Raw genomic sequence first — 14,106 nt, 5'->3', positions numbered from 1 at the left:
GCGTCCTCCGTGCGCGGTTCCTTCACGGCGCAAAGCGATGGAGCGCCATTTCCCTGCCGTACTGCCGTTCCACCATGGTCAGCGCACCGGCCGTTTCGTCACCGGTCAGACAGGCGAAAACCGCCCCTGTATCCAGACAGACATGGGATCGCCGGCGCCGGACCTGCGGATGCGGCGTGTGTCCACAGTACGTGGTGGACAGTCCCGGCGCACGTTCCGGCACGCCCTCGCCGCCGCCGAGCATGAGTTTCCGCGTCCAGAGCAGGTGCGCCGGGTCCATGTCGATGCCCGCTTCAAGTTCCGAGTCCGTGACCACCGTTGCGGCGCCGGTAGGCAGTTCCGCGTGCACCACGTGATAGCACTCGCCGTTGCCACCGCCAACGGTGATCAGGTGGGGCAGCTTTGCCGCCGCTTCGACGTTAGCCGCCAGCCGGGGCTCCTCCTCCGGATGCCGCCGCCCGTGCAGCCACTCGCCGCCGTTTTCCAGATGCAGCGCTGCTGCGCCGGGGTCACCGGCGAGACGGCGGAGCATCATGTCCTCGTGATTACCCATTACCGCATGAAACCAGGGGGCCTCCAGCAGCGCGAGGCAATCCGCGGATTCAGGGCCCCGGTCGATGAGGTCACCCACGGACAGCACCCGGTCATTGACCGGGTCGAATCCCAGTGCATCCAGCGCGCGCTCCAGCACCGCACGGCAACCATGGAGGTCACCTACGATCAGATCGCGCCCCTGGCGGTTGGCAGGCAGCTGGTGATGCCGGACTGTGCTCGTGATGTCTCTTGCCGATCCGGATTTAATGCTCTCCCCATTCCCTCAAGACCACCCTTCCGGAGCGCGGGTTCCCGGTCAAACGTCAGGAACCGTTCAGTGTTTTCGTAGTAAAGGGTGTGTACGTTGGTTGTATAATTAGTGTGTTGTCTGACGCTCCACCAACTGCTGTTCGCTCCCGGGAGACCCTGTTCATGAAACCTCTGTTCCTGGCCGTCGCGGTCGCCGCTTCGCTGTTTCTGTCCACTGCGCCGGTTCAAGGGGACACGGTGCGTTCCCAGGGTGTCGACATTCCGCGTCAGGCGGAGGTGGACGGCGCGCCCGTGGTGCTCTTCGGTCACGGCGTGGCCCGCTACGCCCGCATTTTCCGCGTCTACGTCGCGGCCATGTACGGTCCGGAAGATACCGCGCCCGAGGACCTGCTGGCGAGTGACGTTCCACGGCGACTGGCGATCACCTACCTGCGCGATGTGGGTGCCGACGACATCCGCGAGGCCACGCGGGTGGTGCTGGACGAGCAGTTCAACGAGGACGAAATGGCGGAACTCGCCGACCGCTTCGACAGCTTCAACGCGCTGTACCAGGACGTCGGCGACGGCGATCAATACGTCTACGAGTATCGCCCGGACGGTGAAGAGTCGCGCCTGTATTTCAACGGTGAACTGCAGGGCAGCGTGAATGGCGCTGATTTCGCCCGCGCCTACCTGGGGATCTGGCTCGGTGACAACGCCCTGTCGGACAGCCTGCGACGGGACCTTCTGTCCGGTCCTTAAGGGAGTCGTCGGACCATTGTCGCCACGGCGGCGCTCCAACCATGTATCGGACGCCCTGGCGTGCGTCACAAAGCGTTCCCCGGTTGGTAGTATCGTCACCATGGTGACCGCGAGGAGGCAGGATGGCCGACATCGACATGACCGGGCGGCGAGCGTACGTGCTGGACACCAACGTGCTGATCCACGACCCGGGCGCGTTGTACAAGTTCAAGGAACACAGCGTCATCATTCCGATGGCTGTGCTGGAGGAACTGGACCGGCTCAAGACCGGCACCACGGACATCTCCCGGAGCGCACGCCAGGCCACCCGTAACCTCGGTGCGCTGCTGGATCGGGTGGAGCAGGACGCCGTGGCCAACGGCATTCCCGTGGGCGATTCCGCCGACCCGGATGCGCCGCGGGGACGGCTGTTCTTCTTCATGCCGCCATCCGGGCAGGCGCTCCCGGGGCTGGACGACAGCTCCGCGGACAACCGCATCATCGCCGAGGTGCGGGAGGCGCAGCGCACCCGCACCGAGGATGCCGTGGTGCTGGTAAGCAAGGACGTGAATCTGCGTGTCAAGGCCACCGCCCTGGGTATCCGCGTCGAGGACTACCGCAACGACCAGGTTCTGGACGACATCGATGCCATGATCAGCGGCCTTCACGTCGGTGGTCCTGGGCTCTGGGATGAACTGGATGCCGACGTCGCCTCCTGGAAAGAGGACGGAAAGACCTACTACCGCGTCTCGGGGCCCGGCGTGGCGGCGTGGCATCCGGGGCTACTGATCTGCGAGAACGAGGACAGCGGCTTCGAGGCCATCGTCCGCGACAATGACGGCAGCTCTGCGCTGCTGGAAGTGTGCCGCAACCACCGCGGCGATCGCGGCGGGGTCTGGGGTGTCACCGGGCGCAACACCCGCCAGAACTTCGCCCTGAACATCCTGCTGGATCCCACCATTGATCTGGTCACCATCGCCGGCCAGGCCGGCACCGGCAAGACCTATATGGCGCTGGCCGCCGGCCTGCACCAGGTCTACGAGGACCGCCGTTTCGAGCGCATCATCGTCACCCGGGAAGCGGTGCCCATGGGGGAGGATATCGGCTTCCTGCCCGGTACCGAGGAAGAGAAGATGGCGCCCTGGATGGGCGGCATTCAGGATAACCTCGAGGAACTCCTGCGCGCCGAGGACAGCTGGACCGCCGCCGCCGGTAAGGACATGCTCGCCGGCCGGATCCTGTTCCGCTCGCCGGTATTCATGCGCGGTCGCACGTTCAACGACACATTCCTGATCATCGACGAAGCCCAGAATCTCTCGCCCAAACAGATCAAGAGCCTGGTCACTCGCGCCGGCCGCGGCACCAAGATCATCTGCATCGGCAACGTGCGCCAGATCGACAGCCCCTATCTCACCGAGACCACCTGCGGGCTCACCTACCTGGTGCAGCGCTTCCGCAGCTGGCCCCACGCCGCCCACGTGACCCTGAAGGAAGTGGAGCGCTCACGGCTGGCATTGCAGGCCGAGGACGTGCTCTGACCGGCCCGAAAGGAGGATCACGACGCCACGTAGGGTGGATCCTCATGCACCTTCTCCCGACATGCCGGCCGAGGCGGGTTGGTGGGAGGTGGTTTGCGGTGCATCAAGATGCACCCTACGGGAAAGCACGCGTAGGGTGGATCTTCAGGTCCACCGCTGCTGCCTTTGACGAAACACCCTGGCTTGCAGATAGGCAGAAGGTGGACCTGAAGGTCCACCCTACAAGCTACGAGTTGCGGGAGCAGCCCCGGTGCGACGCGGTCGCGCACCGAGGGGCAGTGTTCACGCCGAGGCCTTGTCCCCGAGGCCGACGTTGTTCTTTTCCAGCACCCGCTCGGCGCGGTAGCTGGAGCGGACCAGCGGCCCCGATACCACTTCCAGGAAACCCTTGGCCAGACCCCGCTCCCGGTACTCGGCAAACTGATCCGGGGTGACGAAGCGCTCCACCGGCAGGTGATTCACCGTGGGCCGCAGGTACTGACCGAAGGTGACGATATCCACGTTGTGAGCGCGGAGGTCGTCCATGGTCTCGTCGATCTCCTCGTCCGTCTCCCCCAGGCCCAGCATCAGACTGGTCTTGGTGAGCACGTCCGGGCGGTGGCGTTTGGCATGGGCCAGAACCTCCAGGGTCTGCTCATAGGAGGCCCGCGGATCGCGCACCGGGTGAGTCAGGCGCCGCACGGTCTCCACGTTCTGGGCGAACACCGAGATGCCGGAATCCACCACCTTCTCCACATCGCCCTTGCGACCGCCGAAGTCCGGCGTCAGTACCTCCACGGCGGTGTCCGGGTTCTCGCGGCGAATGGCGCGCACGCACTCGGCGTAATGTTCGGCGCCGCCGTCCGGGAGGTCGTCCCGGTCCACGGAGGTGAGGACCACGTAATTCAGCCCCATCAGGCGCACCGACTCCGCCGTGTTGGCCGGTTCCTCGTGGTCCAGCCAGCCGCCGGGGTTGCCGGTGTCCACCGCGCAGAATCGGCAGGCGCGGGTGCAGACCGAGCCCATGAGCATGATGGTGGCGGTACCGGCGTTCCAGCACTCGCCGATATTGGGGCACATGGACTCCTCGCACACCGTGCTCAGGCGATGCTCGCGCACGTTGCGTTTGACCTCGGAATAGCCCTTGCCGGTGGGAATACGGGCACGCAGCCACGGCGGCTTCTCGCCCCGGGGCACCGGTGCTGCCTCACGTTGCTGCTTGACGCCGTTCTTGATGGCGTTGAAGCCTTGTTCGGTGCGGAACTTGGATCCGCTGACCACAACAGGGATATCCTTCAATCGGCTCATGCGATACTCCGGACTCACGAATCGGAAGCATTAGTGTGACGCACGGCAGCATCTTAGACAAATGAGCACGGGGCCCAGGTTCTGTGACCATGACGCGCCCTACAGGGTCGATCAGCCGTCGCCGTAGGGCGGATCTTCAGATCCGCCGTCACGAGATATGCCGGCCAAGGCGGCGTAACCGAAGCCCGATCGGCGGACCTGAAGGTCCGCTCTACGATTGATGGTGCATCTCGATGCACCGCCTACGACGAACGCCGTGGCGGCGCCTTGGGCTTGAATCCCACCGGCTTGTCGGCGATCCAGGCGACGAACCGGGCGATCTCCGGGTGCCCCCGCAGTGCTTCCAGGGTGTTGTAGTCCCGCTCCAGGTCCTTCTCGGAGAGCACGCGGTGGACGTGGTTGTGGCAGGGCCGGCAGAGCAGTGTCACCGCCTTCTGCAGCTCCTCCAGGCGATACTGCCGGCGCGTGCGACGGTTGCGGTGCCGGGTGCGTGGCACCAGGTGATGCCGAGTGAGCTGCTCGGCACGTCCGCACAGGGCGCATACCGCGTGCTCTTCTCCCGTCGCCGCGGTCATTCGTCCAGCAGGCGTCGCTTGGCGGCGTTGATACGGCTCGCCAGGTAGTCCGAGCCGCCGCGGTCCGGGTGCAGGCGCTGCATCAGTCGCCGGTGGGCGGAGCGGATCTGCTCGGCATCCGCATCCGTGGGCACGCCCAGGATCTCGCAGGCTTCCTCGCGACTCAGGGGGCCGGCCCGCCGGGTATCCCGGCGGCGGGATCCCGCCGCACCGGTATCGCCGCTGTCCGCCGACGCCTGGCCGCCTCCAAGCCACCGCCGCAGCAGCGGCCATGCCCGGATCAGCGGCCACAGCCGCATGGCCAGCGGCCAGAGTGCTGCCACGATGGCGAAGATCCAGTGCAGCCGCCCGGTCACCAGCAGCAATACCAGAAACGCCACGCCACCCCACAGCAGCGCCTTGCGCCCCCACGCGCGGCGCTTTTCCGCGGGCAGGAAGGTGTAGACGATCAGCCCCAGCAGGGCGGCGGCGATGGCAAGCTGGATCAAGGCGGTGGCGCCCGGTTGTCCCATGACACCGGCTATTGTGCGGCGACTGATGGTGGATTCAAGCATCTGCGAAGGGGCAAACCGCGACGGTGCAGAAAAGCAGCGAGACTGCCCGCCTGTGGGAGCGGCTTTAGCCGCGATTCCTTCCTGAGCACTGTGATACCGCCGTCGCGGCTAAAGCCGCTCCCACACGGCCCTCAATCGCTGGCAAAAGGACCTGCAGGATGCGTAGGCTGTGTCGCTCGCTTGCGGGAATCGGGGCATGACGTGGAACAGACCTGGGGCACCATTGATCATCGCCGTGGCACCCTGATCGCCACCATCGGCGTGGTGGCGCTGAGCTTCGATGCCCTGCTGGTGCGCCTGGCCATGGCCGATGCCGGGGTGGTGATCTTCTGGCGCGGCCTGCTCATCGCCCTGTCGCTGACCGTGGTGCTGCGCTGGTGGCGGGGTCTGTGGAGCTGGCAGCAGATCGCCCGTGGCGGCGTGCCGGGGATGGCGGTCAGCGCCGGGTTCGCGGCCACGCTGGTGCTGTTCGTGCTGGCGGTGCTCAATACCCGTGTGGCCAACGTGGTGGTGATCCTGGCTGCTGCACCCATGTTCGCGGCACTGTTCTCCGGCGTGTTCCTGCGGGAATGGGTGGGATTGCGCACCTGGGTCGCCATGGCCGCTTGCCTGGTGGGGATTCTGCTGGTGTTCGGCGGTTCCATCGGCTTCGGCGGCTGGCTCGGGGATCTGTTCGCCCTGATGGCCGCCCTGGTGGTGGGCGCGAACTTCACCGTGCTGCGCCGCTCCCCCGTGGTGGATCGTATGGCGGCGGTGGCCGGCGCCGGACTGATCGGTGCCCTGGTGGCGCTGCCGTTCGTCAACCCGTTGAACGTGACCGGTGGCGGCATGGCGGCGCTGGCGGTGATGGGCCTGGTGCAGATGCCGGTGGCCCTGGCATGCCTGGGGGAGGCCACCCGCTATTTGCCGTCCGCCGAGGTTTCCCTGTTCCTGCTGGTGGAGACGGTACTGGGGACCTTCTGGGTCTGGGTGATGCTGGGCGAGGAGCCGCCGGGAGCGACCCTGCTCGGAGGCGGCATCGTACTGACGGCGCTGGCTGTGCACTCCGCGGTGAACCTGCGCGAAGAGCGGCCATCCACCGGGGCGTGACGGCGCCGTTTCAGTCGTCGCTGCGGCTGGCGACGATGCGCTCGTAGGCCTGGCGAATGGCGGTGGCTTCTTCAGCGGCCTTGCGGCGCCGCGGTTCCCCGGCGTCCGGGGGCAGCTTGTCGGGATGATGCCGGTTGATCAGTCGCCGGTAAGCGGTCTTCACCGTGGGATCGGCCGCCGTGGGCGACACGCCCAGGGTGCGGTAGGCGGCCACCAGCTCCGCGGGGAGCTGCTCGGTGGCGGCGCGCTTCTTTGCCCGGCCGCGCGCCCACCACCAGCCGGCGCCGAGCCCGGCGAAGCCGCCCAGGGGGCCCAGCATCCAGTAGCCGGCGACCATGCCGGCCATGGCCGGGGCCCAGTGTTTTGCGGCGCTCATGCAGCCAGCGCTCCCTGCTGCCGCGCAAAGTACTCGCGCACCCCCTGGAGTTGTGCAGCCGGTTCCGTGATGCGCACCAGGGTGCGTCGTGCGCCCTCGCCGTCCGGGCGTCCGGCCAGATACCAGCCGATGTGCTTGCGCGCCACCCGCACCCCCTGTTCAGGGCCGTAGAAGGCGTGGAGTTGCTGCAGGTGTCCCAGCAGCAGGTCGCGCACCGTCGCCGGGTCCGGCTCCGGCGACTGCTCCCCGGTATCCAGATAGTGCTGGATCTCGCGGAAAATCCAGGGGCGCCCCTGGGCGGCACGACCGATCATGACGCCGTCGGCGCCGGTGTACTCCAGGACCCGGGCGGCGGCCTCGGGGCCGTCGATGTCGCCGTTGGCGAACAGGGGCAGGGTAACCGCGCGGCGGATGGCGCGGATGGTGTCGTACTCGGCCCGGCCCTTGTAGAGCTCGGCCCGGGTGCGCCCGTGCACCGCCAGAGCCGCGATGCCGGCGTCCTGGGCGATTTCGGCGATGCGCACGCCGTTGCGATGGTCCGGAGCCGGTCCGGTGCGGATCTTCAGGGTCACCGGCACGTCCACGGCAGCCACCACCGTTGCCAGGATCTCCGCCACCAGGCCCTCGTCGGCCAGCAGCGCCGAGCCGGCCTGGCGGTTGCAGACCTTTTTCGCCGGGCAGCCCATGTTGATGTCGATGATCTGGGCCCCGCCGGCGGCATTGAAGCGCGCGGCGTCGGCCAGCATCGCCGGCTCGGCTCCGGCGATCTGGACAACCCGGGGCGAGGGTTCGCCGCGGTGGTCAGCGCGCAGGCGGGACTTGCGGCTGTCCCGCAGCTTCGGGTCGGAGTGGACCATCTCCGACGCAGCCATCGCGGCGCCGTGGGCGCGACAGAGGGTCCGGAACGGGCGGTCGGTGACCCCCGCCATGGGCGCCAGGACCACGTTGCCATCAAGGATGTAAGGGCCGATACGCATGGGGACGGATGCTCGTGGAACTGAAGACGGCGATGATACCGAAGCCCGGCCACGGGAGGAAATGTCGGCGCGCGGCGGCCACGGTGGCTGCTAGACTCGCCCTGAGCTGCGTGCTTGTGGCGCGCGCACAACCACGGGGGAGACGACGGTGAAAGCAGTATTCCTGGATCGGGAATCCCTGGATCGGAACGACCTGAAGATGGCCGCGCTGGAAGGCGCGGTGGACAGCTTCGTCAGCCATCAGCGTACCAGCCCCGAGCAGGTGGCGGAGCGTCTGGCGGATGCCGATATCGCTGTGGTCAACAAGGTGGTCCTGGACCGCGCCGTGGTCCAGCGGCTGCCGGATCTGAAACTGATCTGCGTGGCGGCCACCGGCGTCAACAACGTGGACGTGGACGCCTGCCGCGAGGCGGGCATCGCCGTGGCGAACTGCCGCGGGTATGGTACGGATTCCGTGGCTCAGCACACCATCGGCCTGATGCTGTCCCTGGCCACGCGCATGTTCGACTACCACCGGGCGGCCATGCGCGGTGACTGGGGCCGCAGCACCCAGTTCTGTCTGCTGGACTATCCCATCGTGGAACTGGCCGGGCGCACCCTCGGGCTGGTGGGCCTGGGCACCCTGGGTGGCCGCGTGGCCGAGCTAGCCCGGGTCCTGGGCATGGAAGTGCTGGTGGCGCAGCGCCCCGGCGGCGCACCGGAACCGGACCGCGTGCCCCTGGATGAGCTGCTGCCGCAGGTGGATGTGCTGTCCCTGCACTGTCCGCTCACGGATGCCACCCGTGGGCTCATCGGTGCCCGGGAACTGGCCGCCATGCAGCCCCACGCCTTCGTTATCAATACTGCCCGCGGCGGGTTGGTGGACGAGCAGGCCCTGGCGGAGGCCCTGCGCGCCGGACGACTGGGTGGCGCCGGGTTTGACGTGCTCACGGCGGAGCCGCCGAGGGAGGGCAACGTGTTGCTGGACGACAGCATTCCCAACCTGATCGTTACCCCGCATTCCGCGTGGGGAAGCCGCGAGGCGCGGCAGCGCATCGTCGAGCAGCTCACCGAGAATGTCAGCGCCTACCGGCGAGGCGAGGATCTGCGGCGCGTTGTCTAGTGTCCTGTCCGGGACAGGACACTAGGTCAGAGGCGCGGCTCGCGCCGGTCGCCCTGCATCGGGGCGGTGTCCGGCGGGTCGCCTGCGCCGTGGTCAGCGCTGTCGTCATCCACGTGTTCGCTCATGGCGCGCAGGGATTCCAGGTCGCGGATGGTTTCACGGACCTCGCTGGCAACGGGGAGGGCATCTGCTGTCCAGCGCACCAGGGGGAGGGCGGCGTCCCGTAGCAGGACATCCCGCTCACTGTGCTGGCGGCCGTCCGTCAGCTCTGCCACCGCGACCACGCGCAACTGGCTGTCGCAGACCAGGAAGTCCGCGATCTGGTCGCCCAGCACCAGCGGTGGTTTGCCGCGGGGTTCCAGGAAGGCGCTGAAGGGAACCCGCGCCAGTACGCGGTGATTGGGCAGGCCCGCCTGCAGGGTTTCGTACAATCGCCGGTGAGCCCCGGTCAGCACGGGTCTGGGGCGCACGCTGATGGCCGGCGTGCGTTGGCGTCGTCGCGACACCCAGACGAAGAACGCCAGCAGGACCAGCAGGACGGTGACGGTGGCTGGGAGCAGGATGGCAAAGTCCATGGCGGCGGGCGATCACTGGCTTTGGATCCTGCGCACGGTACTCTCAACGGAACTGTCTGACCAGATCCCCCAGATCCGCCGTCATGCGGGTCAGGGTCTCGGTGGTCTCCGCGACCGTGGCGGCTGTCTCACTGGTCTGCGCCAGGCCGTGGCTGATGGTGTTGACGTTCTGGTTGATCTGCTCCGCCGTGGCCGATTGCTGCTCGGTACTGCTGGCGATCTGGTGACTCATGTCGGCGATTTCCGCCACCGCCGCCAGGACGCCTTCCACGGCGTCGGCCGCATCCCGGGTCATCGCCTGCACCTGTTCGCTGGACGTCTGGCCCCGCTCCATGGCGGTGGCCGCCTGGCGGGCACTGGTCCTGATTTCACCGAGGACACTTTCGATGTCTGCGGTGGCCTCGCCGGTGCGCCGGGAGAGCTGTCGCACCTCGTCGGCGACTACCGAGAAGCCGCGACCGCTGTCGCCGGCCCGCGCCGCCTCGATGGCCGCGTTGAGTGCCAGCAGGTTGGTCTGTTCGGCGATGCCGCGGATGGTGTCGAGAATGGTCTGAATGCCTTCAGTGCGCTGCAGAAGCAGTTGCATTGCCGTGCCTGCGTCGCGGGTCTCGGTGCCGAGGCCGTTCATGGCATTGTCGGCGTCCCGGACCAGGCCGTGGAACTCCTGCGCCCGGGAACGGGCGTCTTCCGACCGCGAGGCGGCGTGGCTGGTGTTGCGGGAGACCTCGGCGACGGTGGCGGACATCTGGTTCATGGCCGTGGCCACCTGGGTGAGCTCCTCCTGCTGGCTCTGGATCGCGCCGCCGCTGCGCTCGGCGGCCTGCTCGGAGGTGGCCGCCGCGTCCCGGAGTTGATCGGCCAGGTCGCCGATCCGGCCCAGAAGCGTCCGCTCCCGGGCCTGGTAGAGCTTGACCTCCAGGAGCAATTGAGCGGCATCGTCGTCGGCACCCCCGTAGACCCGCCTGGCAACGCGATTGTCGAACAGGGCGCCGGCCCGTTGCCGCACACGGTGCAGGCGTCCTGCCGCCAACACAGCGCTGGCGCCGGCCACAGCCAGCACGACCATGGCTGTTGCTGCGCCGGCGGTGCCTCCGAGGCTGCCCGCGCCGAAGCCCCCGAGGACGCCGACCGTCGTCGCCGCGGCGATGCGCCCGCGCAGCCCGGGCAAGAACCGCCGGCGGTGCCGCCGGCCTTTCCAGAATTGCTGATACAGGCGCTCCGCACGGCGGACGTCATCATTATCCGGTGCCGTACGCACGGACTGGAAGCCCACCTGCCGACCATGCTCGAACACGGGTGCCACATAGGCGTTCACCCAGTAATGGTCACCGTTCTTGCAGCGGTTCTTGACGATGCCCATCCAGGGGCGGCCGGCCTTGAGGGTGTCCCAGAAATCCTGGAACACCGCCGGCGGCATGTCCGGATGCCGGATGATGTTGTGCGCCTGGCCGATGAGTTCGTCACGCCGGAAGCCGGCCACCGCGCAGAAGTCGTCATTGACGTACTGGATGACACCCTTGGCATCGGTGGTGCTGATCAGCCGCTTGTCGGCGTCGAAGCGTTGTTCACGGCCCGTGACTGGCAGATTCTTCCGCATGCGCGTTCTACAACCTTTGGTTCTGCACGGAAAGGCGCGCAGGCTACAGGGGGGCGCCTGGCACTGCTGTGAAGGTGTCGACAAATAAAGGTATTACTTTAGGGGTAGTCTTGGGCGGGGCGCTCGTGTCCTTCGAGGGCGCGCTCCACCTGCATGACGCTGTAGTCTCCGGGAACGCGCTGGCGGCTGAAACCCAGGCGTTCCATCAGTCGCAGCATGCCGCGGTTGGCCGAGAGCACCTGGCCTTCGATACGCTCCAGGCCGTGATCGCGGGCCGTTTCCATGAGCCGCTCCATCAGCCGACGGCCAAGCCCCTTGCCCTGCCAGTCGTCGGCCACGGCGATGGCGAACTCGCAGCTGCGCCCGTCCGGGTTGACCACGTAGCGGGCGACCCCCACCTGCCGGGTTTCCTGGCCGGATTCATCCACGGCCACCAGCGCCATCTCCCGGTGGTAGTCGATCTGAGTGAAGCGCACCAGCATGGGCAACGTGACCTGGCCCATGTGGTCCATGAAGCGGTAGTAGCGCGAGCGTGCCGACAGCCCCTCGATGAACGCCTCTTCCATGGCCGCGTCCTCCGGCCGGATGGGGCGCAGCAGCACCCGGGTGCCGTCGGGCAGGGTTTCCGTGCGGGTGAGGTGGCGCGGATAGGGCATGATCGCCATGTGGCTGTAGCCATCACCGACGCTGTCGCGGATGTGCACCCGGGCGTCCACCGCGATGACGCCGCTGTCGGGGTCGGCAATGACCGGGTTGATGTCCACGTCGGTGACCCGGGGCAGCGAGCACACCAGATCCGAGAGCCGCAGCAGGGCGTGCTCGAACTCCCGGCGCAGGCGGCTGTCCTCGCTCAGGCGCAGGTGCCGCCCCACGCGGGTGCGCACCATGAGGTCCCGGGCTAGAAAGTCGTTCAGCGGCGGCAGCGACACGGCGCGGTCGCGGATCACCTCCACCATGGAGCCGCCGGAGCCGAAGCTGATCACCGGGCCGAACACCGGATCACGCACCACCCCGAGCATGACCTCGTGGCCGTGGCGGGGGGTGTGCATGGGCTCCACCGAGACGCCGTCCGGCTCCACGTCCGGCCGCGCCCGCCGCACCGCCGCCAGGATGTCGGCGTAGGCCTGCTCCACCGCGTCGCCGCTGAGCACGTTCAGGCGCACACCGTCCACGGCCCGTTTGTGGGTGATGGCCGGCGAGTTGATCTTTACCGCCACCGGCAGCCCGAGCCGCTCCGCGGCCGCGCGGGCTTCCGCGGCGGAGCGCGCCACAACCGTCGTGCTGACAGGGATCTCGAAGGCCTCGAGGATGGACTTGGACTGCCAGGGCGTGAGCCGGGTCTGCCCTGCCGCCAGGGCGGCGTCGATGATGCCCTGGGCCGTCGCCATGTCCGGCTCACTGCGGGCACTGGAGGCATCGGGAACCTGCATGAGCAGGGACTGGCTGCGCCGGTAGCGGGAGAGTGCCGACAGTGCCTCGGCGGCGTTCTCCGGGGTCGCGAAGTTGGGAAAACCGGCGCTGGTGAACTGTTCGCGGGCGCTGCGGATGCGTGTGCCGCCCATCCAGCAGGCCAGCACCGGCTTGCGCCGCGTGTCCAGCTCGCACAGCGCCTGTGCCGTGGCCTCCGGCTCCGTGCGCGCCTGCGGCGTGAGGATCACCAGGGCGCCGTCAACGCCCTGATCGGCCAGGCAGGTGCTGACACTGTTGCGGAAACGCTCGGCGTCGGCGTCGCCGAGAATATCCACCGGGTTGTCACCCGGCCATCGCGCCGGGAGATGCTCGTTCAGCGTGTCCAGGGTGGCGGCACTGAGCTCCGACAGCTGCAGCTCCCGCTCGGCAATCAGGTCCGTGGCGATGATGCCGGGGCCACCGCCGTTTGTGATCACGGCGATGCGGTCCCCCCGCAGACGCCGCCCGGCGGCCAGCAGCTCGGCGGCGGCAAAGAGTTGCCCGACGGTGGGGACGCGGACCGCGCCGGCGCGGCCCAGGGCGGCGTCGAAGGCGTCATCAGCGCCTACCAGGGCGCCGGTGTGGGAGCTGGTGGCGCGATGGCTGGCCTGCTGTCGCCCCACTTTCATGACAATCACCGGCTTCAGCCGGGCGGCGGCGCGCAGGCCGCTCATGAACCGCCGTGCGTCGGTGATGGTCTCCACGTACAGCAGAATGCTGCGGGTATCCGGGTCCAGCGCCAGATAGTCCAGCACGTCGCCGTAGTCCACGTCGGTGGTGTCGCCCAGGGAGCAGACAGCGGAGAAGCCGATGCGGCGGCTGTCGGCCCAGTCCAGCACCGCCGAAGTGAGCGCGCCGGACTGGGAGACCAGCGCGAGTTGACCAGGAAGCGCATGGCTACGGGAGAAGGTGGCGTTCAGGCCCAGGTGCGGGCGCATCAGGCCCACCCAGTCCGGACCGATGATCCGGATGCCGTGGCGGCGGGCCGTCATCATCACCGACTGCTCCACCCGCTTGACCCCGGTGCCTGGCTCGCCCAGGCCGGCGGCCAGGATCAGCGCTGCCCTGACCCCCTTGCGGCCGCAGTCCTCCACCACCTGGTGAATCGCCCGCGGGGGGACGCAGATCACCGCCAGGTCCGGGGTCTCCGCCAGCGCCTGCACCCTGGAGACGCAGGGCAGCTCGCGCACCCTGCGGTGGTGCGGGTTGACTGGCAGGATGGTGCCCCGGAAGCTGCCGTCGACCAGGTTGTCCAGCACCTGCGCACCCACCGAGCCGGGGGTTTCGCTGGCACCGATAACGGCAATGCTCCGGGGCTGGAAGAACCGCTCCAGGTAATGTGTGCCCATGCTCGCAGTCCCCGCAGGAATCCTTTCAGTGCCCGGTGCGGAAACCGCACCGGGCGCCGTGGTACCGGCGCCGGACCATGATGGCACGACGCCGGATGGGTATCACCCGTCCCG

Annotated in this window: 13 protein-coding genes; 4 read left to right on the top strand and 9 right to left on the bottom strand. The window is 68.0% G+C overall.

All coding sequences use genetic code 11. The annotated features are described in order from the left end of the window. Positions 1–22 precede the first annotated feature (22 nt). Positions 23–691 (bottom strand): metallophosphoesterase, encoded by a 669-nt coding sequence (locus KU884_RS16735; RefSeq protein ID WP_167783679.1) that lies wholly within the window; start codon positions 689–691, stop codon positions 23–25. A 275-nt stretch (positions 692–966) separates the two neighbouring features. On the opposite strand from KU884_RS16735, the gene KU884_RS16730 reads away from it, so the two are divergent. Together KU884_RS16730 and KU884_RS16725 are read left to right on the top strand one after the other, a co-directional pair. Further along, positions 967–1,545 carry a chalcone isomerase family protein gene (locus KU884_RS16730; RefSeq protein WP_167783678.1) on the top strand — a complete coding sequence of 193 codons (579 nt, stop codon included), beginning with the start codon at positions 967–969 and terminating at the stop codon, positions 1,543–1,545. A 122-nt stretch (positions 1,546–1,667) separates the two neighbouring features. After that, positions 1,668–3,062, top strand: coding sequence for a PhoH family protein (locus tag KU884_RS16725; RefSeq protein ID WP_167783677.1), 1,395 nt, complete (start codon positions 1,668–1,670; stop codon positions 3,060–3,062). 282 nt (positions 3,063–3,344) lie between these two features. Here the strand turns inward: KU884_RS16725 and lipA are convergent, their stop codons facing one another. From lipA to KU884_RS16710, 3 genes are all read right to left on the bottom strand, one after another. Continuing rightward, positions 3,345–4,349, bottom strand: a complete 1,005-nt coding sequence (gene lipA / locus KU884_RS16720) for a lipoyl synthase (protein WP_167783676.1) — start codon at positions 4,347–4,349, stop codon at positions 3,345–3,347. A 242-nt stretch (positions 4,350–4,591) separates the two neighbouring features. Further along, on the bottom strand, positions 4,592–4,924 hold the full coding sequence (locus KU884_RS16715) for a hypothetical protein (RefSeq protein ID WP_167783675.1): 333 nt from the start codon (positions 4,922–4,924) through the stop codon (positions 4,592–4,594). Beyond that, the gene (locus KU884_RS16710; RefSeq protein ID WP_167783674.1) at positions 4,921–5,478 is read right to left on the bottom strand and encodes a DnaJ domain-containing protein; all 558 of its coding nucleotides are present in this window, start codon (positions 5,476–5,478) and stop codon (positions 4,921–4,923) included. Before KU884_RS16710 ends, KU884_RS16715 begins: the two co-directional genes overlap by 4 nt. Before the next feature lie 201 nt (positions 5,479–5,679). On the opposite strand from KU884_RS16710, the gene KU884_RS16705 reads away from it, so the two are divergent. Then, on the top strand, positions 5,680–6,567 hold the full coding sequence (locus tag KU884_RS16705; RefSeq protein WP_254432094.1) for a DMT family transporter: 888 nt from the start codon (positions 5,680–5,682) through the stop codon (positions 6,565–6,567). Positions 6,568–6,577: 10 nt separating this feature from the next. Here the strand turns inward: KU884_RS16705 and KU884_RS16700 are convergent, their stop codons facing one another. Both KU884_RS16700 and dusB read right to left on the bottom strand, forming a co-directional pair. Further along, complete coding sequence (locus tag KU884_RS16700; protein WP_167783673.1) at positions 6,578–6,943, bottom strand: DnaJ domain-containing protein; 366 nt, start codon at positions 6,941–6,943, stop codon at positions 6,578–6,580. Then, on the bottom strand, positions 6,940–7,920 hold the full coding sequence (gene dusB / locus KU884_RS16695; protein WP_167783672.1) for a tRNA dihydrouridine synthase DusB: 981 nt from the start codon (positions 7,918–7,920) through the stop codon (positions 6,940–6,942). The genes KU884_RS16700 and dusB overlap by 4 nt, the downstream gene beginning before the upstream one ends. A gap of 148 nt (positions 7,921–8,068) precedes the next feature. Between dusB and KU884_RS16690 the strand changes: the two genes are divergently transcribed. Continuing rightward, entirely contained in the window at positions 8,069–9,022 is a 954-nt protein-coding gene (locus tag KU884_RS16690) for a 2-hydroxyacid dehydrogenase (RefSeq protein ID WP_167783671.1), read from the top strand. Between the two features lie 26 nt (positions 9,023–9,048). On the opposite strand, the gene KU884_RS16685 is transcribed toward KU884_RS16690, so the two are convergent. The 3 genes from KU884_RS16685 to KU884_RS16675 all read right to left on the bottom strand — a co-directional run bounded on the left by KU884_RS16685 (position 9,049) and on the right by KU884_RS16675 (position 13,992). Continuing rightward, complete coding sequence (locus KU884_RS16685; RefSeq protein WP_167783670.1) at positions 9,049–9,597, bottom strand: DUF2726 domain-containing protein; 549 nt, start codon at positions 9,595–9,597, stop codon at positions 9,049–9,051. Between the two features lie 43 nt (positions 9,598–9,640). After that, entirely contained in the window at positions 9,641–11,194 is a 1,554-nt protein-coding gene (locus KU884_RS16680) for a PAS domain-containing methyl-accepting chemotaxis protein (RefSeq protein WP_167783669.1), read from the bottom strand. Positions 11,195–11,292: 98 nt separating this feature from the next. Continuing rightward, positions 11,293–13,992, bottom strand: coding sequence for a bifunctional acetate--CoA ligase family protein/GNAT family N-acetyltransferase (locus KU884_RS16675; RefSeq protein ID WP_167783668.1), 2,700 nt, complete (start codon positions 13,990–13,992; stop codon positions 11,293–11,295). Positions 13,993–14,106: the final 114 nt, after the last annotated feature.

Origin of the sequence: Aquisalimonas sp. 2447 (assembly GCF_012044895.1) — a bacterium.
Classification (GTDB): Bacteria; Pseudomonadota; Gammaproteobacteria; order Nitrococcales; family Aquisalimonadaceae; genus Aquisalimonas.
This window is presented reverse-complemented; position numbering and strand designations above follow the sequence as displayed.

Bases quoted from the DNA above. Each gene is read 5' to 3' on its own strand.
- KU884_RS16730 (WP_167783678.1), top strand. From the start codon at position 967: ATGAAACCTCTGTTCCTGGCCGTCGCGGTCGCCGCTTCGCTGTTTCTG.
- KU884_RS16725 (WP_167783677.1), top strand. From the start codon at position 1,668: ATGGCCGACATCGACATGACCGGGCGGCGAGCGTACGTGCTGGACACC.
- lipA (WP_167783676.1), bottom strand. From the start codon at position 4,349: ATGAGCCGATTGAAGGATATCCCTGTTGTGGTCAGCGGATCCAAGTTC.
- KU884_RS16715 (WP_167783675.1), bottom strand. From the start codon at position 4,924: ATGACCGCGGCGACGGGAGAAGAGCACGCGGTATGCGCCCTGTGCGGA.
- KU884_RS16710 (WP_167783674.1), bottom strand. From the start codon at position 5,478: ATGCTTGAATCCACCATCAGTCGCCGCACAATAGCCGGTGTCATGGGA.
- KU884_RS16700 (WP_167783673.1), bottom strand. From the start codon at position 6,943: ATGAGCGCCGCAAAACACTGGGCCCCGGCCATGGCCGGCATGGTCGCC.
- dusB (WP_167783672.1), bottom strand. From the start codon at position 7,920: ATGCGTATCGGCCCTTACATCCTTGATGGCAACGTGGTCCTGGCGCCC.
- KU884_RS16685 (WP_167783670.1), bottom strand. From the start codon at position 9,597: ATGGACTTTGCCATCCTGCTCCCAGCCACCGTCACCGTCCTGCTGGTC.
- KU884_RS16680 (WP_167783669.1), bottom strand. From the start codon at position 11,194: ATGCGGAAGAATCTGCCAGTCACGGGCCGTGAACAACGCTTCGACGCC.
- KU884_RS16675 (WP_167783668.1), bottom strand. From the start codon at position 13,992: ATGGGCACACATTACCTGGAGCGGTTCTTCCAGCCCCGGAGCATTGCC.